Annotated in this window: 11 protein-coding genes and 1 pseudogene; 1 reads left to right on the plus strand and 11 read right to left on the minus strand. The window is 43.5% G+C overall.

The genetic code is table 11. The features are described 5' to 3' along the window. Positions 1-19 precede the first annotated feature (19 nt). The 11 genes and pseudogenes from QMQ21_RS12700 to QMQ21_RS12750 form a co-directional block, all read right to left on the minus strand. Positions 20-2,467, minus strand: a pseudogene (locus QMQ21_RS12700) (YSIRK signal domain/LPXTG anchor domain surface protein); the annotation flags it as partial. Beyond that, positions 2,413-4,500 carry a hypothetical protein gene (locus tag QMQ21_RS12705; RefSeq protein WP_261814561.1) on the minus strand — a complete coding sequence of 696 codons (2,088 nt, stop codon included), beginning with the start codon at positions 4,498-4,500 and terminating at the stop codon, positions 2,413-2,415. The pseudogene QMQ21_RS12700 and the gene QMQ21_RS12705, both read right to left, overlap by 55 nt. Next, positions 4,497-10,511: a YSIRK-type signal peptide-containing protein gene (locus QMQ21_RS12710; RefSeq protein WP_261814562.1), complete on the minus strand. Its 6,015-nt coding sequence runs from the start codon at positions 10,509-10,511 to the stop codon at positions 4,497-4,499. The genes QMQ21_RS12705 and QMQ21_RS12710 overlap by 4 nt, the downstream gene beginning before the upstream one ends. Before the next feature lie 559 nt (positions 10,512-11,070). Beyond that, entirely contained in the window at positions 11,071-11,505 is a 435-nt protein-coding gene (locus tag QMQ21_RS12715) for a protein-export chaperone SecB (protein WP_166736522.1), read from the minus strand. Continuing rightward, entirely contained in the window at positions 11,505-11,849 is a 345-nt protein-coding gene (locus tag QMQ21_RS12720) for a hypothetical protein (protein WP_138701421.1), read from the minus strand. Before QMQ21_RS12720 ends, QMQ21_RS12715 begins: the two co-directional genes overlap by 1 nt. Before the next feature lie 14 nt (positions 11,850-11,863). After that, positions 11,864-12,181 (minus strand): hypothetical protein, encoded by a 318-nt coding sequence (locus QMQ21_RS12725; protein WP_261814563.1) that lies wholly within the window; start codon positions 12,179-12,181, stop codon positions 11,864-11,866. Positions 12,182-12,788: 607 nt separating this feature from the next. Next, entirely contained in the window at positions 12,789-13,304 is a 516-nt protein-coding gene (locus tag QMQ21_RS12730; protein WP_050242789.1) for a hypothetical protein, read from the minus strand. A gap of 783 nt (positions 13,305-14,087) precedes the next feature. After that, positions 14,088-15,968 carry a hypothetical protein gene (locus QMQ21_RS12735; RefSeq protein ID WP_261814564.1) on the minus strand — a complete coding sequence of 627 codons (1,881 nt, stop codon included), beginning with the start codon at positions 15,966-15,968 and terminating at the stop codon, positions 14,088-14,090. Then, positions 15,962-16,831 (minus strand): ROK family protein, encoded by an 870-nt coding sequence (locus QMQ21_RS12740; protein ID WP_284525422.1) that lies wholly within the window; start codon positions 16,829-16,831, stop codon positions 15,962-15,964. The genes QMQ21_RS12735 and QMQ21_RS12740 overlap by 7 nt, the downstream gene beginning before the upstream one ends. A gap of 83 nt (positions 16,832-16,914) precedes the next feature. After that, complete coding sequence (locus QMQ21_RS12745; protein ID WP_261814566.1) at positions 16,915-19,560, minus strand: alpha-mannosidase; 2,646 nt, start codon at positions 19,558-19,560, stop codon at positions 16,915-16,917. A 99-nt stretch (positions 19,561-19,659) separates the two neighbouring features. Continuing rightward, a complete protein-coding gene (locus QMQ21_RS12750) occupies positions 19,660-20,940 on the minus strand; it encodes a glycoside hydrolase family 125 protein (protein ID WP_261814567.1) in 1,281 nt (426 codons plus the stop codon). A gap of 170 nt (positions 20,941-21,110) precedes the next feature. On the opposite strand from QMQ21_RS12750, the gene QMQ21_RS12755 reads away from it, so the two are divergent. Then, the gene (locus tag QMQ21_RS12755) at positions 21,111-23,207 is read left to right on the plus strand and encodes a GH92 family glycosyl hydrolase (protein ID WP_261814568.1); all 2,097 of its coding nucleotides are present in this window, start codon (positions 21,111-21,113) and stop codon (positions 23,205-23,207) included. Positions 23,208-23,228 lie beyond the last annotated feature (21 nt).

Below are 23,228 nucleotides of genomic sequence, written 5' to 3' on the forward strand. Positions count from 1 at the left end.
TGGCTGCATCCAAGGCTTGTTGGGCAGCATCCACTTTTGCTTTGGCTGCAGCAACTTCTGCTTGGGTTGCATTAGCACCCTTATCAAGGGCAGCTTGTGCCTCCGCTTTGGCTTCATCTACTTGGGCTTGAGCAGCGTCTTTAGCTTTGTTGTAAGCATCGATAGACTCTGGGGTCATACCCGTTGTTGTAGCTGGAGTATCCAAGTTGTTCTTCGCAACCGTCAAGGCTTGTTTTTCTTGTTCGGTTGCGGCTGGCGTCAAGTTAGTCTTGGCTTGGTCAAGAGCTTCTTTGGCTTTGGTTACCTTAGCAATAGCATCTTGAACAGCTTGTTCGCTGGCGTTTTGGTCGTTGATAACGACTTGTGCTTCCTGAGCTGCAGTTTCAGCTTCTGTCTTGGCTTTGTTGTAAGCTGTGACAGAGTCTGGTGTCTTACCACTTGTATCTGGAGCAGCTTGAATACCTTGGTCGAGTTCCGCTTTAGCCGCTTCAAGAGCTTTCTTATCGGCTTGCGGTACCAAGTTCGCTTTGGCTGCATCCAAGGCTTGTTGGGCAGCATCCACTTTTGCTTTGGCTGCAGCAACTTCTGCTTGGGTTGCATTAGCACCCTTATCAAGGGCAGCTTGTGCCTCCGCTTTGGCTTCATCTACTTGGGCTTGAGCAGCGTCTTTAGCTTTGTTGTAAGCATCGATAGACTCTGGGGTCATACCCGTTGTTGTAGCTGGAGTATCCAAGTTGTTCTTCGCAACCGTCAAGGCTTGTTTTTCTTGTTCGGTTGCGGCTGGCGTCAAGTTAGTCTTGGCTTGGTCAAGAGCTTCTTTGGCTTTGGTTACCTTAGCAATAGCATCTTGAACAGCTTGTTCGCTGGCGTTTTGGTCGTTGATAACGACTTGTGCTTCCTGAGCTGCAGTTTCAGCTTCTGTCTTGGCTTTGTTGTAAGCTGTGACAGAGTCTGGTGTCTTACCACTTGTATCTGGAGCAGCTTGAATACCTTGGTCGAGTTCCGCTTTAGCCGCTTCAAGAGCTTTCTTATCGGCTTGCGGTACCAAGTTCGCTTTGGCTGCATCCAAGGCTTGTTGGGCAGCATCCACTTTTGCTTTGGCTGCAGCAACTTCTGCTTGGGTTGCATTAGCACCCTTATCAAGGGCAGCTTGTGCCTCCGCTTTGGCTTCATCTACTTGGGCTTGAGCAGCGTCTTTAGCTTTGTTGTAAGCATCGATAGACTCTGGGGTCATACCCGTTGTTGTAGCTGGAGTATCCAAGTTGTTCTTCGCAACCGTCAAGGCTTGTTTTTCTTGTTCGGTTGCGGCTGGCGTCAAGTTAGTCTTGGCTTGGTCAAGAGCTTCTTTGGCTTTGGTTACCTTAGCAATAGCATCTTGAACAGCTTGTTCGCTGGCGTTTTGGTCGTTGATAACGACTTGTGCTTCCTGAGCTGCAGTTTCAGCTTCTGTCTTGGCTTTGTTGTAAGCTGTGACAGAGTCTGGTGTCTTACCACTTGTATCTGGAGCAGCTTGAATACCTTGGTCGAGTTCCGCTTTAGCCGCTTCAAGAGCTTTCTTATCGGCTTGCGGTACCAAGTTCGCTTTGGCTGCATCCAAGGCTTGTTGGGCAGCATCCACTTTTGCTTTGGCTGCAGCAACTTCTGCTTGGGTTGCATTAGCACCCTTATCAAGGGCAGCTTGTGCCTCCGCTTTGGCTTCATCTACTTGGGCTTGAGCAGCGTCTTTAGCTTTGTTGTAAGCATCGATAGACTCTGGGGTCATACCCGTTGTTGTAGCTGGAGTATCCAAGTTGTTCTTCGCAACCGTCAAGGCTTGTTTTTCTTGTTCGGTTGCGGCTGGCGTCAAGTTAGTCTTGGCTTGGTCAAGAGCTTCTTTGGCTTTGGTTACCTTAGCAATAGCATCTTGAACAGCTTGTTCGCTGGCGTTTTGGTCGTTGATAACGACTTGTGCTTCCTGAGCTGCAGTTTCAGCTTCTGTCTTGGCTTTGTTGTAAGCTGTGACAGAGTCTGGTGTCTTACCACTTGTATCTGGAGCAGCTTGAATACCTTGGTCGAGTTCCGCTTTAGCCGCTTCAAGAGCTTTCTTATCGGCTTGCGGTACCAAGTTCGCTTTGGCTGCATCCAAGGCTTGTTGGGCAGCATCCACTTTTGCTTTGGCTGCAGCAACTTCTGCTTGGGTTGCATTAGCACCCTTATCAAGGGCAGCTTGTGCCTCCGCTTTGGCTTCATCTACTTGGGCTTGAGCAGCGTCTTTAGCTTTGTTGTAAGCATCGATAGACTCTGGGGTCATACCCGTTGTTGTAGCTGGAGTATCCAAGTTGTTCTTCGCAACCGTCAAGGCTTGTTTTTCTTGTTCGGTTGCGGCTGGCGTCAAGTTAGTCTTGGCTTGGTCAAGAGCTTCTTTGGCTTTGGTTACCTTAGCAATAGCATCTTGAACAGCTTGTTCGCTGGCGTTTTGGTCGTTGATAACGACTTGTGCTTCCTGAGCTGCAGTTTCAGCTTCTGTCTTGGCTTTGTTGTCTTGGCTTTGTTGTAAGCTGTGACAGAGTCTGGTGTCTTACCACTTGTATCTGGAGCAGCTTGAATACCTTGGTCGAGTTCCGCTTTAGCCGCTTCAAGAGCTTTCTTATCGGCTTGCGGTACCAAGTTCGCTTTGGCTGCATCCAAGGCTTGTTGGGCAGCATCCACTTTTGCTTTGGCTGCAGCAACTTCTGCTTGGGTTGCATTAGCACCCTTATCAAGGGCAGCTTGTGCCTCCGCTTTGGCTTCATCTACTTGGGCTTGAGCAGCGTCTTTAGCTTTGTTGTAAGCATCGATAGACTCTGGGGTCATACCCGTTGTTGTAGCTGGAGTATCCAAGTTGTTCTTCGCAACCGTCAAGGCTTGTTTTTCTTGTTCGGTTGCGGCTGGCGTCAAGTTAGTCTTGGCTTGGTCAAGAGCTTCTTTGGCTTTGGTTACCTTAGCAATAGCATCTTGAACAGCTTGTTCGCTGGCGTTTTGGTCGTTGATAACGACTTGTGCTTCCTGAGCTGCAGTTTCAGCTTCTGTCTTGGCTTTGTTGTAAGCTGTGACAGAGTCTGGTGTCTTACCACTTGTATCTGGAGCAGCTTGAATACCTTGGTCGAGTTCCGCTTTAGCCGCTTCAAGAGCTTTCTTATCGGCTTGCGGTACCAAGTTCGCTTTGGCTGCATCCAAGGCTTGTTGGGCAGCATCCACTTTTGCTTTGGCTGCAGCAACTTCTGCTTGGGTTGCATTAGCACCCTTATCAAGGGCAGCTTGTGCCTCCGCTTTGGCTTCATCTACTTGGGCTTGAGCAGCGTCTTTAGCTTTGTTGTAAGCATCGATAGACTCTGGGGTCATACCCGTTGTTGTAGCTGGAGTATCCAAGTTGTTCTTCGCAACCGTCAAGGCTTGTTTTTCTTGTTCGGTTGCGGCTGGCGTCAAGTTAGTCTTGGCTTGGTCAAGAGCTTCTTTGGCTTTGGTTACCTTAGCAATAGCATCTTGAACAGCTTGTTCGCTGGCGTTTTGGTCGTTGATAACGACTTGTGCTTCCTGAGCTGCAGTTTCAGCTTCTGTCTTGGCTTTGTTGTAAGCTGTGACAGAGTCTGGTGTCTTACCACTTGTATCTGGAGCAGCTTGAATACCTTGGTCGAGTTCCGCTTTAGCCGCTTCAAGAGCTTTCTTATCGGCTTGCGGTACCAAGTTCGCTTTGGCTGCATCCAAGGCTTGTTGGGCAGCATCCACTTTTGCTTTGGCTGCAGCAACTTCTGCTTGGGTTGCATTAGCACCCTTATCAAGGGCAGCTTGTGCCTCCGCTTTGGCTTCATCTACTTGGGCTTGAGCAGCGTCTTTAGCTTTGTTGTAAGCATCGATAGACTCTGGGGTCATACCCGTTGTTGTAGCTGGAGTATCCAAGTTGTTCTTCGCAACCGTCAAGGCTTGTTTTTCTTGTTCGGTTGCGGCTGGCGTCAAGTTAGTCTTGGCTTGGTCAAGAGCTTCTTTGGCTTTGGTTACCTTAGCAATAGCATCTTGAACAGCTTGTTCGCTGGCGTTTTGGTCGTTGATAACGACTTGTGCTTCCTGAGCTGCAGTTTCAGCTTCTGTCTTGGCTTTGTTGTAAGCTGTGACAGAGTCTGGTGTCTTACCACTTGTATCTGGAGCAGCTTGAATACCTTGGTCGAGTTCCGCTTTAGCCGCTTCAAGAGCTTTCTTATCGGCTTGCGGTACCAAGTTCGCTTTGGCTGCATCCAAGGCTTGTTGGGCAGCATCCACTTTTGCTTTGGCTGCAGCAACTTCTGCTTGGGTTGCATTAGCACCCTTATCAAGGGCAGCTTGTGCCTCCGCTTTGGCTTCATCTACTTGGGCTTGAGCAGCGTCTTTAGCTTTGTTGTAAGCATCGATAGACTCTGGGGTCATACCCGTTGTTGTAGCTGGAGTATCCAAGTTGTTCTTCACAACCGTCAAGGCTTGTTTTTCTTGTTCGGTTGCGGCTGGCGTCAAGTTAGTATGGCTTGGTCAAGAGCTTCTTTGGCTTTGGTTACCTTAGCAATAGCATCTTGAACAGCTTGTTCGCTGGCGTTTTGGTCGTTGATAACGACTTGTGCTTCCTGAGCTGCAGTTTCAGCTTCTGTCTTGGCTTTGTTGTAAGCTGTGACAGAGTCTGGTGTCTTACCACTTGTATCTGGAGCAGCTTGAATACCTTGGTCGAGTTCCGCTTTAGCCGCTTCAAGAGCTTTCTTATCGGCTGTCACCTTATAGGTTACAGGAATATCCTCTGTCGTACCATCTGCATAAGTGACGGTAACTGTAATCGTATGATTTCCAACCGTAGTTGGGTATTGAGTCCCATCTTTTAAAACAGCAGATTGCTTTTTATCAGCAGTGATAGCATTTAACAATTCATCGTTTGTCGGAGTTTGTCCTTTAACCTTGCTAATGGTTTGAGATGTAACCGTGTGTTCAGTCGGACGGAAACCATTTTGTGCTTGTTCACTCTGTTGGTCTCCCTCACCAGCTGTCGCAATCAATTCAATTGCTTGAGGACTTGTATAGACACCGTTTGCGAGAGTAGCACTGCTACCATCAACGGTTAGATTGCCTGATACAACAGTCCACGCATTTCCTTCTTTATGAAGTTTCGCAGTCTGTTTAGATCCATCATTAGCTTCGTAGTTAATAGTAACATCATCTGCATCTTGAGGAAGAGTAAAGACAAGATCACCATTATCTTTTTGACTACCTGTCACTTGAGCTGGTGTCGCATATTTTGCTTTCACCGTCACATCAACTATTTCTTGACTGTTATCTTGATAAGTTACCGTAGCAGAAATCTTCTGACTTTGACCTGCTAGAACAGTAGGCAAGTTTTGAGCAGTAGCAGTTTGTTTGTTATCTGCCGTAACTGCTTGATTGACCTGATTTGCAGTCGGAGCACCGTTTGCTGCCACAATGATATCTGCAACCGTTGGTGCTGTATGAGTAGGAACAATCATACTTCCTGCTCTATCTTCACTCTTAGCAGCTCCACTTCCTGCTGTTGCAACATAAGTAACTTGGTTACTCCCTTTGACAAGATTTGCTGGGATGACTACGGTATTTCCTACTCTACGGAATAATGACCCAGCTGGCAATTCCCAGTTGTTCGCTTTAGAAAGGACAGTATCCTCAACAACCGTATCACTAGTAGGAATATGAAGAGTTAACTGATCCGCATCTGTCGGCAGAGTAAGTACAAAGTCACCATTTTGCTTCACTTCAGCTTGAATTTCGCTTGGTTGAGCCGTCTTAACAACAGCACTTACTTCCTTACTTTCAGAAGAATCACCTAAGGCTTTAACCTTCACAGTACGTCCTGCTTGAGCTGTACCACCCATTAAAGTAGGGTTTCCATTCTTAACCTCAAATCCATCTGGACTGATCCAACCAGAGTTAGTCTTCGAAATCGTTACAGTCTTCTCTTGACCATTAGCTGGAGTATAGGTTACAGATAGACTTGTCGCATCCTGTGGTGCTTCAATCGTAACACTCGTATCATCATTTGGTATCAATACTGGATTATTAAGAAGACCGATAGCCTTATGCGTAGCCGCCACTGAGAAATCAGACAACTCTGTCTTCTGGCTAGCTGAAACAAGAGTACCAGATTTAGCGGTGTTGACTGCCATGACAATATTGTTACCAGTAGTTACTACCGAACCAATGTGAACATTATCAGTTCGGATCCACTCATCCCCACGCTTATCAAAGGTTAGTTTCCGCATGGTGTTTCCTACATCTGTATAGGAAACCTCAGCATGAGTCGCCTTTTCATCCAGCGCAATCTGAATGCTATAGTCGGCTTCTTGAGTGATGACTGGAGAGCTCAATTGCGGTGCTTTTACTCGTACAGTATTGCTATCTGCACTTGTCAAGTCACCTGCTGCACCTGTCGCAACTGCAACCCCCTTCAACTCCGTACCATCTTTCAAATCATCTGCAGAAAGAATGAGTCGGCTACCATCTTGAGAAGGAGTCACAGTCAAACCTTGTGCAACCCAGCTCAAACCATTCTTCGTGATCGAAGTCGTTGTTTCAGCCGCACCATTCGTTGGCGTATAGGTAACGTCTAGTCTCGTTGCACCATCTGGAATGCTAATACCAACACTACCATCTTCATTTGCAGTCGCAACTGGAGTCGTTGGTTTTACAGCAAATCGAATCACTGTCTTAACCGTACGACCACGAAGTTCTGCTGGAACACTATTTCCATTACCAAACGTGCTGATGACTGTTCGGGTAAACTCTCCAACCGTACCTGCACTTGGCTCTCCATCCTCCCAACCATAAGTCATGCCCGCTGGTAAAGCGGTCGCAGTTGACTGCTCAACATAGTTGGCTGCGTTCGTATCAAAAGCTTGGTTTTGCGTATTTGTATACGTATCTGTAGACTTGGATTTCACTCCGTAGATAGTTGGAATCACATACTGCGTCGTTACATCTGAAAAGGCAATGCCATCTACTCCCGCAGCTGGATAGGTAACCTTGATACGTGGAATGTTGCGTCCTGCCGTCACGACAGCTGGATTTCCTTCCCAAGCAAGAGAAGCAGCTCCTTCATCTGTCACAAAGTGAGACAAGCTCTCGTTTGTAATCACTTCGTCAGGAGCTTTTAGAACTGGTTTCGCAGTTGGCTGTGCAAGAGTCTTAATTGTAAGGGTTACTTCTTGTTCCTTGGTATGACCTGGTAAACGAACAAATAGTTTTTCAGTCCGTGTACCTGCTTCACCCTTGGCAATGTTTTGACCAGATTCCCAACGAGCTGCCGTTGCAGAATCAACAGCACTACCATCTGAGAGGGTTAACAATTTAGAAAGGGTAGCTTGGTTGAGATTGCTTAGTTCTGTAATATTACCAGAACCTGCCAAGGTTTGAATCGTTCCTTTAGCAGATACCGTCACTTGCGTACTAGAAACTGGATCACTACTATCTGATTCAACTCGTTGGCTGTCATCGTTTGGCATATAGACAGACTTCACAGTCAGATTCGTTGATGCAGGGATGTCCGCTGTCGGAGTGAGCTCTGCAGTCACTAGCTTGCTATAAGCACCATTCTTAGGAACTTCGACACTACCTAATTGTGTAGTACCATTGTAGAGGTAAAGTGTTGTTCCAGGAGTCGCATTCGTAACGGATACATGAGTTCGCGTGCCTGCTTTTCCTGTCAAGTTGGTTGCAATACTTGGCTTAGCTGGTTTTGTGATGAAGGTTATCTCAGTAGTTTCTTCCGCCAAGTTTTCTGATTTCGGATTGCCACCATTCGCATTTGGATAGTAGACCTTAACCTTATTGGTCTTCTTACCGAGCCAGTCTCCTGAGATATTACCCCATGTTGCTGAACCGTACTCTTTATTTCTAGTTTCATCTGTCTTCCAGAAGTATTCTGTTCTTGTTGGTGCATTCGGAGTCGTTGTGACATAGTTGCTTGCTTGATTGCTATCAAAACTTTGTGTAATGTCGCGTGTGTACTCTGATTTTTTCACTACAGAATGGTAGGTTGGAAGCGCAACTTCAAGTGTTTTTACCGTTGGGTTTTGAGAGTCTCCACTTGGGTAAACCACTTCGATAATGCCACGATTTTGAGCCGATGCTGTGCCAATACCTGGTGCAGTACTTCCTTGCCAACGAACTGTCACTCCAGCTGGTTTTGCAACGGTTTGGTTACCATCCTTGAACTCGATATAATCTTCTGGGTTGGTACCATTTGAGAGGGTACCTTGTTTATTGTTGTAGCTACCTACATTGTTTTTCAACTGTGCTGGTGGATAAACAGGCACCTTCACAGTCACAAAGTAACTTTGGGTGCTAAGAGCACCGTTCTCATCGGTCGCACTGTAGCTGACTTTAACGATACCTTCTTGATCAACATTAGCAGTCGTTGTATCTGGTTTTTTATGCCATGTCACCGTCATATCCGCTGGTTTAGCAACTGTTTGATTGCCATTGACAAACTTGACATAGTTTTCAGGGTTATCCCCATCCAACAAGCGATTGTTCTCTGTGAGGACATTGACAAATTTTGCTTGCCCGGCTTCAGCCTTAGGATAAATGGTAATAGAAACCGTAACTTCTGCTATTTCTTGGTTTTGAGCACCTGCGTCACCCTTTTCAGAGATCGCAACAATGCCAGTATGTGGACCAACAGTCGTAAAGTCAGGGGTATTCTTCCAGCTTGCTACCAGATAGTCAGGCAAGGCTTTTTCGACACTATTTTCTTTATAGGTAATCACTTTTTCTGGATGTGTCGACAAGTCTATCAAAACTTGGCTATCTTTGACTTGTTTGACAGTCTTCGCTTCAAAGTTTTGAGCTATCAAGTTATCTCTGCTATAAACAGCACTTTCTAACACAGAAAGATATTCAGAATTATTTTTCAACTCATTTGAGTCTAATAATTCTTTAATTTTAGCTAACCTTTCTCGGTAAGCACGGACACTGTCTTTAGTTTTTCTATGTTCATCTTTTTGTTGGTCTTCAAGCAGTTTATTATAAGCCTGTTGCAATAGTGACTTCGCTATATGTTTAGTGTCTTGTGTAATATTAAAGTCGAGCCCAGTAATCGGCAATGAGTATTGTAAATACGAAGAATTATAACTCATCCCACCATATCTTTTATTAGCTAGACTTAATCTTACTTTGTATGAAGTTACACCTTTAGGCAATTCAATCAACTTACTCGTAAAGCGTCCTACTGTTCCATTAGGTCTATTGGCATCCAATGCCATCTTACCTTCTATTTCTTCTTTAGTATTGCTTGAAACGTTTATTTTCTCTGTAATTTTTGTTCCATCTTTAGCTGCAATAACTGTCCTTTCCTTATCAGTAATGTTCTTATCCGGTCTAAATGTTGTTGTATAAATTGGATTAGTAGAATTATCAGTATATACTTCCACCTTGTATTCAGCCTTAGAACCTTCAACATCTCCCGTATAACCTGTTTTGAAATCCACTCTTACTTTAGAACCTTCAGCTGAAGAATACACTTTAAAAGTTTTTTCTATTCCATCAAATCCTTTTGCTGTTCTAGCTGTTGTTTTTCCAGATTCATTGTTACCTTTGTAAGGTTGTTCATCATAAGGAACATCCGTATCTCTACTAGCTTTTGTCACCACTTTTGATAATAGCAATGTGTATTCACTATTCCAATCAAGAACTTGTTCTCGAAGCCAAGCATCATTAGTTCTGTTTATATTTATAGTATATGCCGGGAATACACCTTTTGCTGTTTTTCTAGCAATAGCAAATTTTCCAACTTGTCCATCAGTAGTTACAGCTTTCCAACCACCAAACTCATCAAGTTCTCTTACCTCTCCTAGTGCTATACCTTTAGCATCACCTAATTTCTTCATTTGAACGCCGTTGATTTTATTATTGTTTTCAATCACATTCGGCAATGTTTTTAATTTTTCTACTAACTCCTCTACACTCGCATCAGCGCTTGGTGCTATGTAAGTCTGATTTGCTGATGGATCATCCGTTGCAACATCTGCACCTGGAGTGGCACTTATATCACGTCTTTTACGTACTTTTGGCTTGCTGCTTGCTTCTTCTGATCTTGTACCTTCACCTTCAGATTTTGGAGAGCTAGAATCCCCACTCACAGAATCTTCATCCGATTGAGTCTTTGTTGTAGTTTCGCTTCTCTCAGATGAGTTGGCTTCTTCCTCTTTGGTCTCTGGATGACTTTCTTGCTTGCCTTTATCCCCTGCTTCAGTATTGGTTGCAGATCCTTGTTCTTTTGCAGCCGGAGCAGCGTAGGTTAGCTGCTGATCCTCTGATTTTTTCTCTGTTTCCGAATCCTTATCAGCTGCCACCTCCTCATTTGACTGTATGGCCTGCGCTTCCTCAGCAGATACCGCTCCACTTCCCATAAAGAGATACAGCGCCGCCACGGCTACCGAGGCCGCTCCAAAACTAACCTTACGAATCGAAAACCGCAAGCGCTTTTCTCTATCTTCATTACCTTTATAAAACATATATCATTTTGCTCCTTGTCCGATAATTATCGGTTAATATATAATGGAAGGGCAAATAAAAAGCCCCCCCCTAAAATATTTGAGCATACTTTAGGTAGGTTTATCTCATTATACTCTCTTTCTTTTTATAAATCAAACATTATGAACTAAGCTTGATATCATATATCTTATCGTGGAAATATTGACTTCATTTTCTCCTGAAATTTGTTTTTTACCCAGCCTCAACATATATACGGCAAGCTGAAACCAACATTGTTTGACTTGATCGTCAAGCTTTTCACTTCACCACCTGCTAGCTGTTTTAAAAGAAAAAACGCTTGAAAAATCAGCGTTATTCTTCGTATATTATTAAAATATATGATTCTATCAGTTTTTTAGAAATATTTTATAGTTCAAGAACGATAAGCTCGAGAAACAGCTAGAGTTTCAAATTGCACTACTATCATACAAAACTCTTTGGTCCTATTTATTTTTATCACAATTTTGATTTATAGTTCTCCGAAGACCTTTTAAATGTGAAAGCATTTCATTGGAGCTTTGAAAAATACATACACTGTTTTTATTCGTATGTTAACTTGATAGAATCTTTGTCTTCAAGCATTTTTTTAATGTTAACGACAGGCAATATGAAGTTGGGGAACTCATTACCCCGAGTAATCATATCAGATACGATAGGCCGAATATAAGACCAAAGAATTGCTAGACCATTCTCTTTAAGAAAAGTTTCAAAATCAATATCAAATTCTGTCTCGTCATGTATAAATGAAAATTCTCCAACAATATCTACAATAAGCTCAAAAGCAGAATCATCTGAATCTATATTTCCTTGCTTTGTTATCAAGTTAACATAAGCAAGGTTTTCAGATTTTCTTATTAAAATCTGTGCAGACAATTCAGGCTGTAAATTAATAGTACTATTTGTTTGGTCAAAACTAGGATTTCTTCGATACGATACTTCATTTAAAAAATAATCTTTAAATTGTAAAGAGGACATTAAGCTGCCACCTCACTATTTTCTTTTGTTGTAATTAAGTTTTCAGAATCTATTGGTAAATATGAAAAACATGACTTCTTGTTTTTTATATTATATTTAGGCATTGCATTTACTTTAGTTATAGAATTCAAATCATAAAACTCTTTTTGATTATTTAATTGAGAAGTACAATGGATTTCATCTTTATATTTTTTAAGACTTCCTGATATATTCAAATCATAATCAAATTCATTGTTTACTGAATAAATTTTGTTGGCCTTAATATTTTCAACTAATTCTTGGAACATTGGAGAATCCATCAAAGAAAATTCTTCAGTTCTTAAAAAGTTTGACAATAAACTCATAAAAGCCTCCTTATTTATAAAATGTTTGTCATACAATTTAAATCACGGATACAAATTTCCTCTCCGTTCTTTCCGTTAATTACTGGTAAGAATGGAATAGCTGTATATGTTTTAGACTGCACGGCTTCATAATTCTTCCCATGCTGAGACGCTAAATCAAGCAACAGTTCAATAATTAATCCTTGATTTTGGTTAAGAAGAGTAGCTCTATTTTTGGCTCCGCTATCTGCAATATCTGTAATCTCACGTTCAATTTGAATAGATGCTGCTTGTCGATATTCCTCTAATAAGCTTTGGTTTGCTGGGTCATCCAACATAAAAATATTGTTCATAGAGCTTAGGATGATTTCAGCATGAATTAACTCAGGCCTAACCCCGGGTTTGCTTAGTTCAAATGACTTATACTTTGCTACATAAGCAGAAGCAATCGTTTTACCAGTATCTTTGTCAAAAGGTAGAAAAAGTAAATACCATTACCCAAGTCGTTCGGATGTCTCTGTTTATGAATACCAGGTTTATATTTCTCATAAGAAAAACCAGCAGATAGAATCTTTTCTTTTATTGGTGGTGCCGTGCCACCCACTATATTGTAGCATAGAACCTCCTGATGAAACTGCTAACTTGATTATACTGTTAAAGCTTAGATAATTCAACTATTACGGGATTTTTTGAAAACATTCTAGCGATTTCCAGAACGGAACTGAGCATTAAGACAATAACTACCTCACCTTATCATGCCAAAATTATCGGATTTTATAAGAATTAAAACCCCATAAAATCGGGCTTTTTTGAAGAATAGAGTGAATTGGAACTAGAACAGTACACTTCGACTACTAAAACATTGCTAGAAATTAATTTGACTTTCCTAATCAATTTGTTCAAATCTTATTTCAATCTACTATAAAAAAAAACACAAGCCTAAGCCTGCGGAAACATTATCTATTCTAAATAGTCTTTTTCTGTTATGACTCTTAATCTAGTAGAATAATTCTGGAATGTTGAGAATTTAAAGCGTTTAGGATCTTCAAGTTTGTTTCTATCGTTCATTTCTAAAGCACGGTTATAGTCTATAATAGCTTTCACTAACTTATTGATTATAGCTTTATCATTATCCATTACTTTATAATAATCTTCGACTTTCCGAAGGCGAAAAGTGGTATTTAGTAAATAACTTTTATCTTCTAAAATCAAGGTTTTACCAATATCTAATCCTTCAACATACCCTTCTTTTGCTGAATTTCGAAGCTTATACTTCAATTGATACTTTTTAGGAATGTAACTTCTAAATGGAATCAAGAAAGTTAGCCCCTGTATTTTGACAACAGTTACCGCAAATCCCCTTCCTTTATTCATTACTTCCTTCGTCTTAAAGTCATAGTCCATCGCTTGAATAAGGTCGTAATCCTTGCACATTTTTAAATCAATTTGACCTAATTTTAACTTTTTGCTTTTCATTTCTATTCCCTAGATAAAAAGCTCACTAAAAAGTGAGCAACATTTCCAATGAGATACTTCTGTTGACGAGCGCGTCTCTCCGCCCCCTCATTGCCTCACGAAAAGGCTAGACGAATCGAAAGGAGGTGAGTTTTCCTGTTTTCAATTCTACTTATTCTTACACATTTTTTTAATTTTGTCAAACAAAAAAACGCAAGCCTAAGCCTGCGATGAGTGTAATCTATTTTGAAATTTTTAAATAAAAAAGGAGCATTTAAGCCCCTCCTTTGAAATAACGGACCCTTTGGCTGGTCGGTGTACCCAGCATCTCAGATACCCTTTTGCAAGGTGTGACAGGAACCTTTCTGCCCTCAAATGTCTTTCGTTAATGTTATTCTAGCACTATCTAATTTTTTGTCAAGTTTTCTCAATCTACCAGACTTGATACGTATTAGCTACACGCTCAACAAATTTATACTCTTCGAAAATCTCTTCAAACCTCCTCAGCTTCCATCTGAAACCTCAAAACAGTGTTTTGAGCAACCTACAGCTAGCTTCCTAGTTTGCTCTTTGATTTTCATTGAGTATTAAAAAACTCTCTTATCTGAAACCATCACAAAAAAACACTTGTTTTACTAATTTTAAGTGTACCACAATACCTCCAATTGCTCATCGATAGAATTGCTCTTAGGAAACATTCCCTTTCTGCTATTCTATCATAAGTTTGTCTAACTGTGGCATTTGAAACTAGATAATTCTTCTGTTTCACGCGAAACACCCTGCGCCAGGCAAGGTGTTCTTGTTTTAGGTCGTATAAATGGTTGAAGCTGTCGCAATGGTATGCCATTGGTTGGCTGTTGTGGCTGCGAAGCCCTTGTCTGCGTAGAAGTCGTTAAATGGCAGGATTTCCACTTCTAGTTCGTCGATGCGGTCAAGCTGGCCAGCCAGATAAGCCTCGATGCGGCTTTCTGCTCTCTTGATGCGTTGCAAGAGTCCGCCCATGCGGATGTCAACTGTATCCAAGCCAAAGACCTTGTTTTCTTTCAGCCATTGGTGGCTAAAGAGGGCATGGAAGTCTTCAATTTGGCTTCTGAGTTCTGGTAATTCTTGCCTTGCGATTTCTTGTAGACTTTCTTTATCGCCCACTTGGTAAGCCTGACGAATGCGTCGTCCCACATCCACTTTGCTACTTAAAATAGCATTCAACTGAGCCTGAGTTTCAAAGAGGTAAGAGTAAGCACCAGCTTTTTCTTTGATTTCAGCAAGGGTCTCAGCTGCCTGAGCAAAGTGTGGTTTGTCCTGTTCAGGTGTCATGTGTCGGTCAAGGATCGGACAGAGAACATCCTGATAAAAGACATAGCGGTTGGGATTGATGCCACTGAGATTGCCTGGTAGATCTGGCAAGAGGTTGGCTAGGTCAATCTGCATAAAATCTTCAACCGATAGACCAGTATTGGTCTTGAAGTGAGCAGACAAACGGTCTAGGTCATTGCGATAGCTGAGTTCTGCCCAGATTTGCAAGCTTGGAAGGATAGAGAACTGGGCAGTTTCACCACCATTGTCCCCCCAACCCGTCACAATGACTTCTTTTATCTGATTAGCACGGCAGGCTTTGTTGGCCTCAATAGCTACTAGACGGCTGAAATGGTTATTGGGTGTGAAACCGATCCATTTCCAAGCACCTCCTGCAAAGGCAAGGTCATGACTAATCTTGTGATGGTTGCGGAAATTACGGTTGTATTTTTCCTCGCTATCCTGATAATAGTCCCAGTAAACCAAAGTTACTCGGTCTTTGAGACGATCTAGGTAGACACGAGTTTCTTCTGGAATTTCCACATCACGGTCGTACTGGCCATCTGCTGACATAAGTTTAAAGAACATATCGCTCCACATCTGGCAGTGGAAACCATATTTATCAGCAATATCCAGCACGCGCTCCAAGTGTTGACACATTAGGAGACTACGATCCACAACACCGTTCAATATCAAATAACGTCCCAAGCCAACCAAGTGGGCTTCGTCCATCCCGATATTGACCTTGCGGGTTTGCAGTTTAGACAAAGTAGCAAACATCCCGTCAATCAGGTCATAAACCTTTTCTTCGCCAATAAGGAGAATATCCTCTACATCACGGAGTTCTTGCACTTCCTTAACACCCCATTTGACGAAGGCCGACAAGTGGGCCAAGGTCTGGATACAGGGCACAAAGGTCATGTCAAACTGCTGGGCATAGGCTTCGATTTCCTGCAACTCCTCAGCTGAGTAGGCTCCACGGAAATAGCCAAAGTAAGGCTGCCCTTCAATCTGGTAAGTGTCTTCCATGTAAAGTTCAAAGGTTGAGTAGCCCATGATAGCCAATATCTCAATCATCTGCTTGGCAGAAGCCACATTCAGCACCGCATTGCGCGAACAGTCAGCCATATAGGCTAAATCTTCGTAAGCTGCTTGTTCCTCAATCTCTACTTTATCACCTTCTACTAGAGCTGTTGCCAACAAGGACAAGGCACGATAAAGTTGGTGAGGTTTACGGTAGGTCAATTGATAGTGACCATCCTCACCCTTGATAGAGATAGAGGCTTGGTCAGACTGAGTGACTAACACCTCAACATCTGGTAGAGAAATGTGCTTTTTTAATATTTCAATAGCTTGCGCTTGTTTGGGACTGAGTCCTGTAAATCTTACCATTGGTTTTCCTCCTGTAGCCAGTTAACAAGGGCACCGTAAAGATTAGCATCTGCATGATAGGTGCAGGCTTGGATAACGGGTGCGACCGTGTATTCTTCGTAGGTATCAACAAAGTCTTCAACAGCTTCCTTGACACCTTGGATAAAATCTGGATTTTGACTGATAGAGCCTCCCAGACTGATGACATCTGGATCAATCAGATACTGGATATTGAGCAAGCCTTGCGCCAAATTGCGGTTCATGCGCTCAATGGCTTCTTGGCAAAGGTCATTTCCTGCTGCGGCCTCTTGGTAAATCTTGCGACCGTCCCAGTCAGTCTGACCAGATTTTTCAATCACGTATCGCACCATATTCCCAGTTGACGCTAATTTCGACCAGTTGTTGAGCTTTTCAGCAGGGGCAAGAGTTGTCATGTAGCCAAATTCTCCACCCAGACCGTGGCGACCTCGATGAAGTCTACCATTGATAATCATGGCTCCGCCAATCCCTGTCCCAATCACGACACAGGCTGCATTTTCAAGTTCTGGATGAGCCAGTAATTCACTGAGCCCAACGCAGTTGGCATCATTTTCCAGATGAACAGGTAGTTGATGATGAGCAAGCACCTCATACCACGAAAAGCCGTGTATATAAGGCACCGCACTGAAGCCATCAATCACACCCGTCTCTTGATTGACCGCGCCTGGAACGCTCATAGCAATCCCGCTGTAATCCTGCTCTGACAAGCGCTGGTCTAGCCAAGCTAGTAAATCCTCCAAACTTTCAGGCGTTGGAATGCTTGTCTTATCCAATATTTTTCCATCAGGAGTCAGACTAGCAAACTTAATCCCAGTCCCTCCGATATCAATCGTTGCAATGGTCATTGTTTTTACCATAAAAAGGGGCGAATCAGCAGTTAATTCTTACCTTTTCGCCCCTCCTTTCTTTTTATGTTTACTTTTTGAAATTAAATTTCTTCTTTTTTAATCAATTCTGTACGAATTTCTTGTGGTGAAATGAAGCCTCTATGAACTGGGTATGGTCGTTCAAGTAGGTCAAGGAAGAGATGTTGACTTTCTGGTACATGCACATTTTCACTACACATATTGTAGTAGCGAAGGACATAGCCTTCTTCATTTTCAGCTACCTTAAAGGCTGTTGGACAGATTTGCGGTATGCTGAGAACAGAATGGCTCAAGAGACTACCAGTCGCAGCCACGCTTCCTTCTTGTTTAGCAAGCTGAAGGCTGGTAAACGGTGTCTGCAAGGATTTGGCACGACGATAGGCTGAAAAGCGTTCTTGGGCTTGGTGGCATTCAAGCGCAAACTCGACTTCAAACTCCCGTAAGCATTGTGCTTCTGGTGTTGGGAAGTAGCCCCAGTCACCTAGCTCACCTGATGCACGCAAAATAGTCACTGCAATGGTGTCGTCTCCAAGGATTTCGTATTCATTCAATCCCTTGTTGGATACGGTCACACCTTTTTCATCGTCATACAGACTAACAAAGGCTTGTTGGTGTTGAGGATTTTCAGGATTTTCCCATGAAGCAGCTGGTTTGTTTGGTCGTGTCACCACCTCATAGATGCTTTCAGAATCATTGCTTGGACGCGTGTTATGAGTCTTGACCAAGAGACGGATACGGTGGTCTTTGGCAGTGTTGGTAAAGCGAGTCTTGCAACGAATTTGTGGATTGTCAACGAAGACAGTCAACTCAGTTTCCAGAGGAATGCTTGTCAATTCTTCTGACCGTCCAGCTTCACGCTTCATAAACTCGATGATGCCTTTTTGCTCTTCTTCTAGCTTTTCATCGGCACTGACAGGCACAGTCAATTCATGTTTGAGCAAAATCTTAGCATAGCGAGCTGTGTTTTCCAAGACCTCGTAGCCCTTAAGCTCTGCATAGATTGGCTCTGTTCCTTTTGGTTGGAAATAGATATACTCGTTTCCGATGTCCCCACGGTCTTCAAAGCGGATAAAGTCTTCATAGGCTTCGTGAGTTGTCTTGTCATAGACTGTGATGTTGTCATCCACACTTACCGTTACAAATGGCGTATCAATCACTCCGTTTTGGTAAATACCGTCGCGGTGTTCTTGCTCTCCTTCCAGCAATTGGAAGGTTGTCCAAGAAAGCGGTGCCAGGTGAACTGGAATGGTCACGCGCACTTGTCGAGCAATACGAGCTTGGCGGAACTTATCTTTTGGTAAATCGTACTCAAAATTAGCTCCGAGGTCTTCGATTTTAGCCTCTACAGGACGCCCATCCAAGTCCTCCACACGGTAACTTGGCAAGGTAAGATCAGCCATCTTCTTATAACCTTCTGTTGGGTGCAATTCCTTAAAATCACAAATCGCAACATCAATCACTGTACTGACAGTATCGACCTTATCATGCAAACCTGTGTTAATGACAGTAAAGAGATAATCACTTTGAGCCTTAGCTGTAGCGATTTTGCCCTTCCACTCGTTGAGCAAGTTACTTTTAACAAAGTCTCCGACTTGATTGACCTTGGCAAAACGTGTTTCCATCTCACGGTGAACTTCGTCCACGCTACAGCCACAGATACTATCATGCGGCGCATTTTGCAAAAGAGTTTTCCAAGCATAGGTCAACTGGTCCTTGTGGTTATGACCCCCAGTGATGATAGTTAGTGGCTCCACTACTTGCTCTAGGAGGTTGCTATTTTCTTGGAAGGCTTGTTTGAGATAAATACGAGATGAAGAAGTGTTGGCAAGTGTGTACCAGCCGTCTGTTTCCTGACTGGTCAACTCACCTATAACCGTTGATAATTGCTCTGGTAGGGCACTTTCCACGGCTTGGACATATTCATCAAAAGAACTATGAACAAAGGTTACATCTGGGAAGAGTTCATTTGCCACACGAATGGCTTCACTCAGATTTTTCTGGACAGGCTGGTGGTCACATCCGTTCATCATCAACCACTGGTTGGTCGAAGCGTAGGCACGCACATCTGACAATTTTTGTTTCCAGAAGGTCAAGGCCTCGTCTTTATCAACTGGAATTTCATTCCCATTACTGTACCAGTTGGCAAAGAGAATCCCGAGGACACGACTTCCGTCCGCACCCTGCCAGTACATTTCTGAAAACTGGGAAGTAAACTGCTCATCTTCGAGAACTTGGTTATCAAAGCCAATCGGTTTCACCCCACGACCAAAGGCCGCCACGTGAATGCCTGATTTTTGAAGAATTTGAGGCGCTTGTCCCATATTTCCAAAGGTATCTGGGAAGTAACCAATCTGGGTTGATTTGCCCCATTTTGCACATTCTGCTTGACCAATCAAGGTATTGCGGACGTTGGCTTCACTTGAAATCAAGTAATCATCCTGCAAAATGTAAAAAGGACCAATCTTCAATTTTCCTTCGTCAATGTAGCGTTGAACTTTGTCGCGATTTTCAGGACGAATCTCCAAGTAGTCATCAAGGACAATGGTTTGTCCATCCAAGTGGAAACTCTTGAACTCAGGGTCATTTTCAAAGAGATCAAAGAGATTGTCAAACAATTCCACCAACTGCATACGATGGCTTTCAAAAGGCAAGTACCACTCACGGTCCCAGTGACTATGTGAGATAATATGTACGACAACATTTTCCATGAAGTAAAACCTCATTCTAAATTTAAATTTTTATTGTTAACGTTTTTGGATGTAAATTTGTGATTCTTTCCAAGAATCAGTTGCGCTAAAGCATGTTCCTTAGCGAATATCTAGGTAATCCAAGACCAATTCACAGAACATCATGTTGGCCCAAGAGAACCATTCACGAGAGTAGAGAGTTGGGTCATCCACGTGGAAGCTTTCGTGCATGACACCTGTACCACCATCGCAAGCAACCAGCTGATCCAGCAAGAATTTCTTCTCTGTCTTATCTCTTGTTGTCAGGCCTTGGATAGAAAGGGCGATTGGCCAGATATAGCGATAGAAGGTATGAGAACTGCCGAGGCCACTAGCGTATTCTCCTTGGTAGAAATATGGATTTTCAGGGCTCAGAATGGTACGACGAGTGGCTTGATACACTTCATCGTCAATATCGCAATAGCCCAGATAAGGCGCAGCCAACAAACTTGGTACGTTTGGATCATCCATGATGCTGGCATTTCCTAGACCATCCACTTCAAAGGCATAAATCTTTTCGCCCTTGCTGTTGCTTGTATAGGCGTAATTTTCGATTCCTTCTTGGATTTCAGCACGAAGACGCTTAGCATCAGCAATAATGCTCTCGCTATCAGCTAGTTTTAATGCTGCAAAGATTTCTTGCACATAACCCAAGACTACTACAGCAAACATATTTGACGGAATCAAGTAACTATACTGACAACAGTCATCACTCGGACGAAAAGCGGACCAAGTCATACCTGTCACTGCAAAATCAGGGCCAAAGCCATCATTTACCAAGGTGTCTTCCTTGCGGTCCGTATCTCGGACAAAACGATAAGGAGAGTTCTTGTGGTCTTGTTCCACCGTCCAAAGATGGAGAATTTCCTTAGTCGCTGCGACAAAAGTCTCATCAAACTGGCTAGTCTCGCCAGTCTCTTTCCAGAGGAGATAAGCCAACTGCAAAGGATAGCAAAGCGAGTCCACCTCGTACTTGCGTTCCCAAATCCAGCCATTAAGGTCGGTGTGGTCGGTCTCGTGGTGCCCCTTCCAGTTTTCCTCAATGTTGAAGGAGTTGGCATAAGGATCCTTGAGCACCAAGGTCATCTGACGTTTGACTAAACCTGCAATGGTCTGACGCAGGAGGGCATCTCTTTTAGCCACATGTAGGTAGGGTCTGAGTTGGGCTGTCGAATCTCGAAGCCACATAGCAGGAATATCCCCAGTGAGTACAAAGGTTGAACCGCCTTCTAGGATTTCAACCGTATTGTCCAAGGTATCGGTGTAGCAACGCTCGAAAACATCCACCCACTCTGGATGGTCCTTAGCCCGCTCTGCCACTTCATCTAGCCATTCTCTAACAATTTCTTTCGAATAAATCATCGTGCAGTATCCTCTTTCAAACAAGTTTCATTTTCAGTATATAGCTTTTGAGACAGAAAATACATACACAAATGATAGTCATTTTTCTACAAAATAGTTATCTTTGAAACTCCTTTTCTATAGGCTATCTTTTTCTGATATAATGTAGAAAAACAGCTAAAGGAAAGACTATGAAACCACTACTTGAAACCATCGATACCCGCTTTGGAACTGCCAGCAAGCATGCCTTCTCTCAGGGAAATACCCTGCCATACACAGGCGTGCCTTTTGGGATGAATTACTTTGTACCCCAGACCAGCGACCAGGAGGGATCTTGGTTTTTCGACCCACATCTGCCTATCTTTCAGGGGATTCGATTAACTCACCAGCCCAGCCCTTGGATTGGCGACTACTCTTGGCTCCTCCTGACACCTGTCATCGGTCAACTGGGTGGAGACAGCCTCTTTCACCGCCAATCTTCCTATGACATAGATAAGGCCTCTTTCCAACCTCATTATCTGAAAATTTTCTCCCTGCGCTATCAGATTGAAAGCCAGCTTACACCGACTTGCTACGGTGCTTCTATTCGTTTGGAGCAAAAGCAAGGCAAAGCCCTCTCCCTCTACCTTCACGCAGCAGATGAGCTGACAGTAGAGCAAGTAGATAAGCGAACTCTTGCCCTAAGACAAGAAGGAAAAACTGAAACCAACAAAAATTCGCTAACGATGTTCACTGCCCTGCAAATGAATACGGATATTCTTGCTGTTAGCCAAGAAGGGGGAGACTGGCGAATTGACTTAGCAAGTAGTCATGCTGAGATTCAGCTAGCCACTTCTTTCATCTCGCCTTCTCAAGCACTGCTTAATCTACCTCAAGAAGATTTTGATAACTGTAAATCAAGTGCCCAAGCGGATTGGGAAAATCTCCTCCATCGTTTTGACGTTATAGAGACAGGAGAGGCTGACCGAACCTTCTTTGACCACTGCCTCTACAGACTCTTCCTCTTTCCTCAGACTTTTTATGAGGTTGATGAGTCAGGGCAAGTCATCCACAAGGATCTGACTACTGGATCTGTCAAGCCCGGTGTCCTCTTTAGCAACAATGGCTTCTGGGATACCTTCCGCACCACCTTCCCCCTCTTTGCCCTTGTCATACCAGAGCATTATCGTCTCTTTTTAGAAGGATTTCTCAATAACTACCGCGATACTGGTTTCCTTCCAAAATGGTTGTCTCCAGATGAACGTGGCATGATGCCCGGTACCCTTTTAGACGGCATTATCGCAGATAGCGCCTGCAAGGACATGGCCCCCGACCTAGAAGAAGAACTCCTCCAAGCCATGCTTGAAACAGCCAACAAGTCCGACCCTCTCGGTATCAATGGCCGTCACGGACTAGCCCAATACCAAGAACTGGGCTACCTCTCTACCGACCACCACGAAAGCGTCAGTCATACCCTAGACTATGCCTATAGTGACTTTTGTATCGCCAGCTGTGCCAAAAAACTAGGGAAAGTTGAAATTGCTGAAACCTATAGGACTGCTTCACAAAATTACCGCCATCTATTTGATGCTGAAACAGGATACATGCGAGCGCGAGACAATCAAGGCAACTTCCGCCCTGACTTCTCTCCCTATAGTTGGGGACGTGATTATGCCGAATGTTCAGCCATCCAAGCAACTTTAGGCGTTCTCCACGACATCCCAGACTTAATCCAGCTTATGGGTGGAAAAGAAGCCTTCAGCAACTATCTTTTGAAAACCTGTCAAGATGCTCCCCTCTTTGAGACGACTGGCTATGGTTACGAGATTCACGAAATGAGCGAGATGGCTACTGCTCCTTTTGGACAAGTCGCTATTTCCAACCAACCGAGCTTCCACATTCCTTATCTCTTCCGCTACAGCAATTACCCTGACTACACTGCCCTTCTTATCAAGACGCTCCGTCAGAAAGCCTTTCACCCAAGTTGGCAAGCCTATCCTGGCGATGAAGACAATGGCAGTCTCTCTGCTTGGTACATCTGGTCAGCTCTCGGATTTTATCCTACCTGTCCAGGAAAATCAAGCTATGATCTCGGAATCCCTCTCTTTGACCATCTACGAGTCTACCTAGCTAAAGAAGGTAAATGGCTGGATATTCATACGGAGCAAAACCACAGCCACTTCAACTTTGTCAAAGAATGCCGACTGGACAAAAACCTAGTATCAACTATTCAACACCAAGACCTCCTAAAAGCTGATCAGCTAACTTTCACCCTCAGCTGGTTACCAAGTCAGCCGTCCACTTCCTGAAATGCAAAAATCTCCTAGCAG

The organism is Streptococcus bouchesdurhonensis (assembly GCF_948472335.1).

Bases quoted from the DNA above. Each gene is read 5' to 3' on its own strand.
- QMQ21_RS12710 (WP_261814562.1), bottom strand. From the start codon at position 10,511: ATGTTTTATAAAGGTAATGAAGATAGAGAAAAGCGCTTGCGGTTTTCG.
- QMQ21_RS12715 (WP_166736522.1), bottom strand. From the start codon at position 11,505: ATGTCCTCTTTACAATTTAAAGATTATTTTTTAAATGAAGTATCGTAT.
- QMQ21_RS12720 (WP_138701421.1), bottom strand. From the start codon at position 11,849: ATGAGTTTATTGTCAAACTTTTTAAGAACTGAAGAATTTTCTTTGATG.
- QMQ21_RS12725 (WP_261814563.1), bottom strand. From the start codon at position 12,181: ATGAACAATATTTTTATGTTGGATGACCCAGCAAACCAAAGCTTATTA.
- QMQ21_RS12730 (WP_050242789.1), bottom strand. From the start codon at position 13,304: ATGAAAAGCAAAAAGTTAAAATTAGGTCAAATTGATTTAAAAATGTGC.
- QMQ21_RS12735 (WP_261814564.1), bottom strand. From the start codon at position 15,968: ATGGTAAGATTTACAGGACTCAGTCCCAAACAAGCGCAAGCTATTGAA.
- QMQ21_RS12740 (WP_284525422.1), bottom strand. From the start codon at position 16,831: ATGACCATTGCAACGATTGATATCGGAGGGACTGGGATTAAGTTTGCT.
- QMQ21_RS12745 (WP_261814566.1), bottom strand. From the start codon at position 19,560: ATGGAAAATGTTGTCGTACATATTATCTCACATAGTCACTGGGACCGT.
- QMQ21_RS12750 (WP_261814567.1), bottom strand. From the start codon at position 20,940: ATGATTTATTCGAAAGAAATTGTTAGAGAATGGCTAGATGAAGTGGCA.
- QMQ21_RS12755 (WP_261814568.1), top strand. From the start codon at position 21,111: ATGAAACCACTACTTGAAACCATCGATACCCGCTTTGGAACTGCCAGC.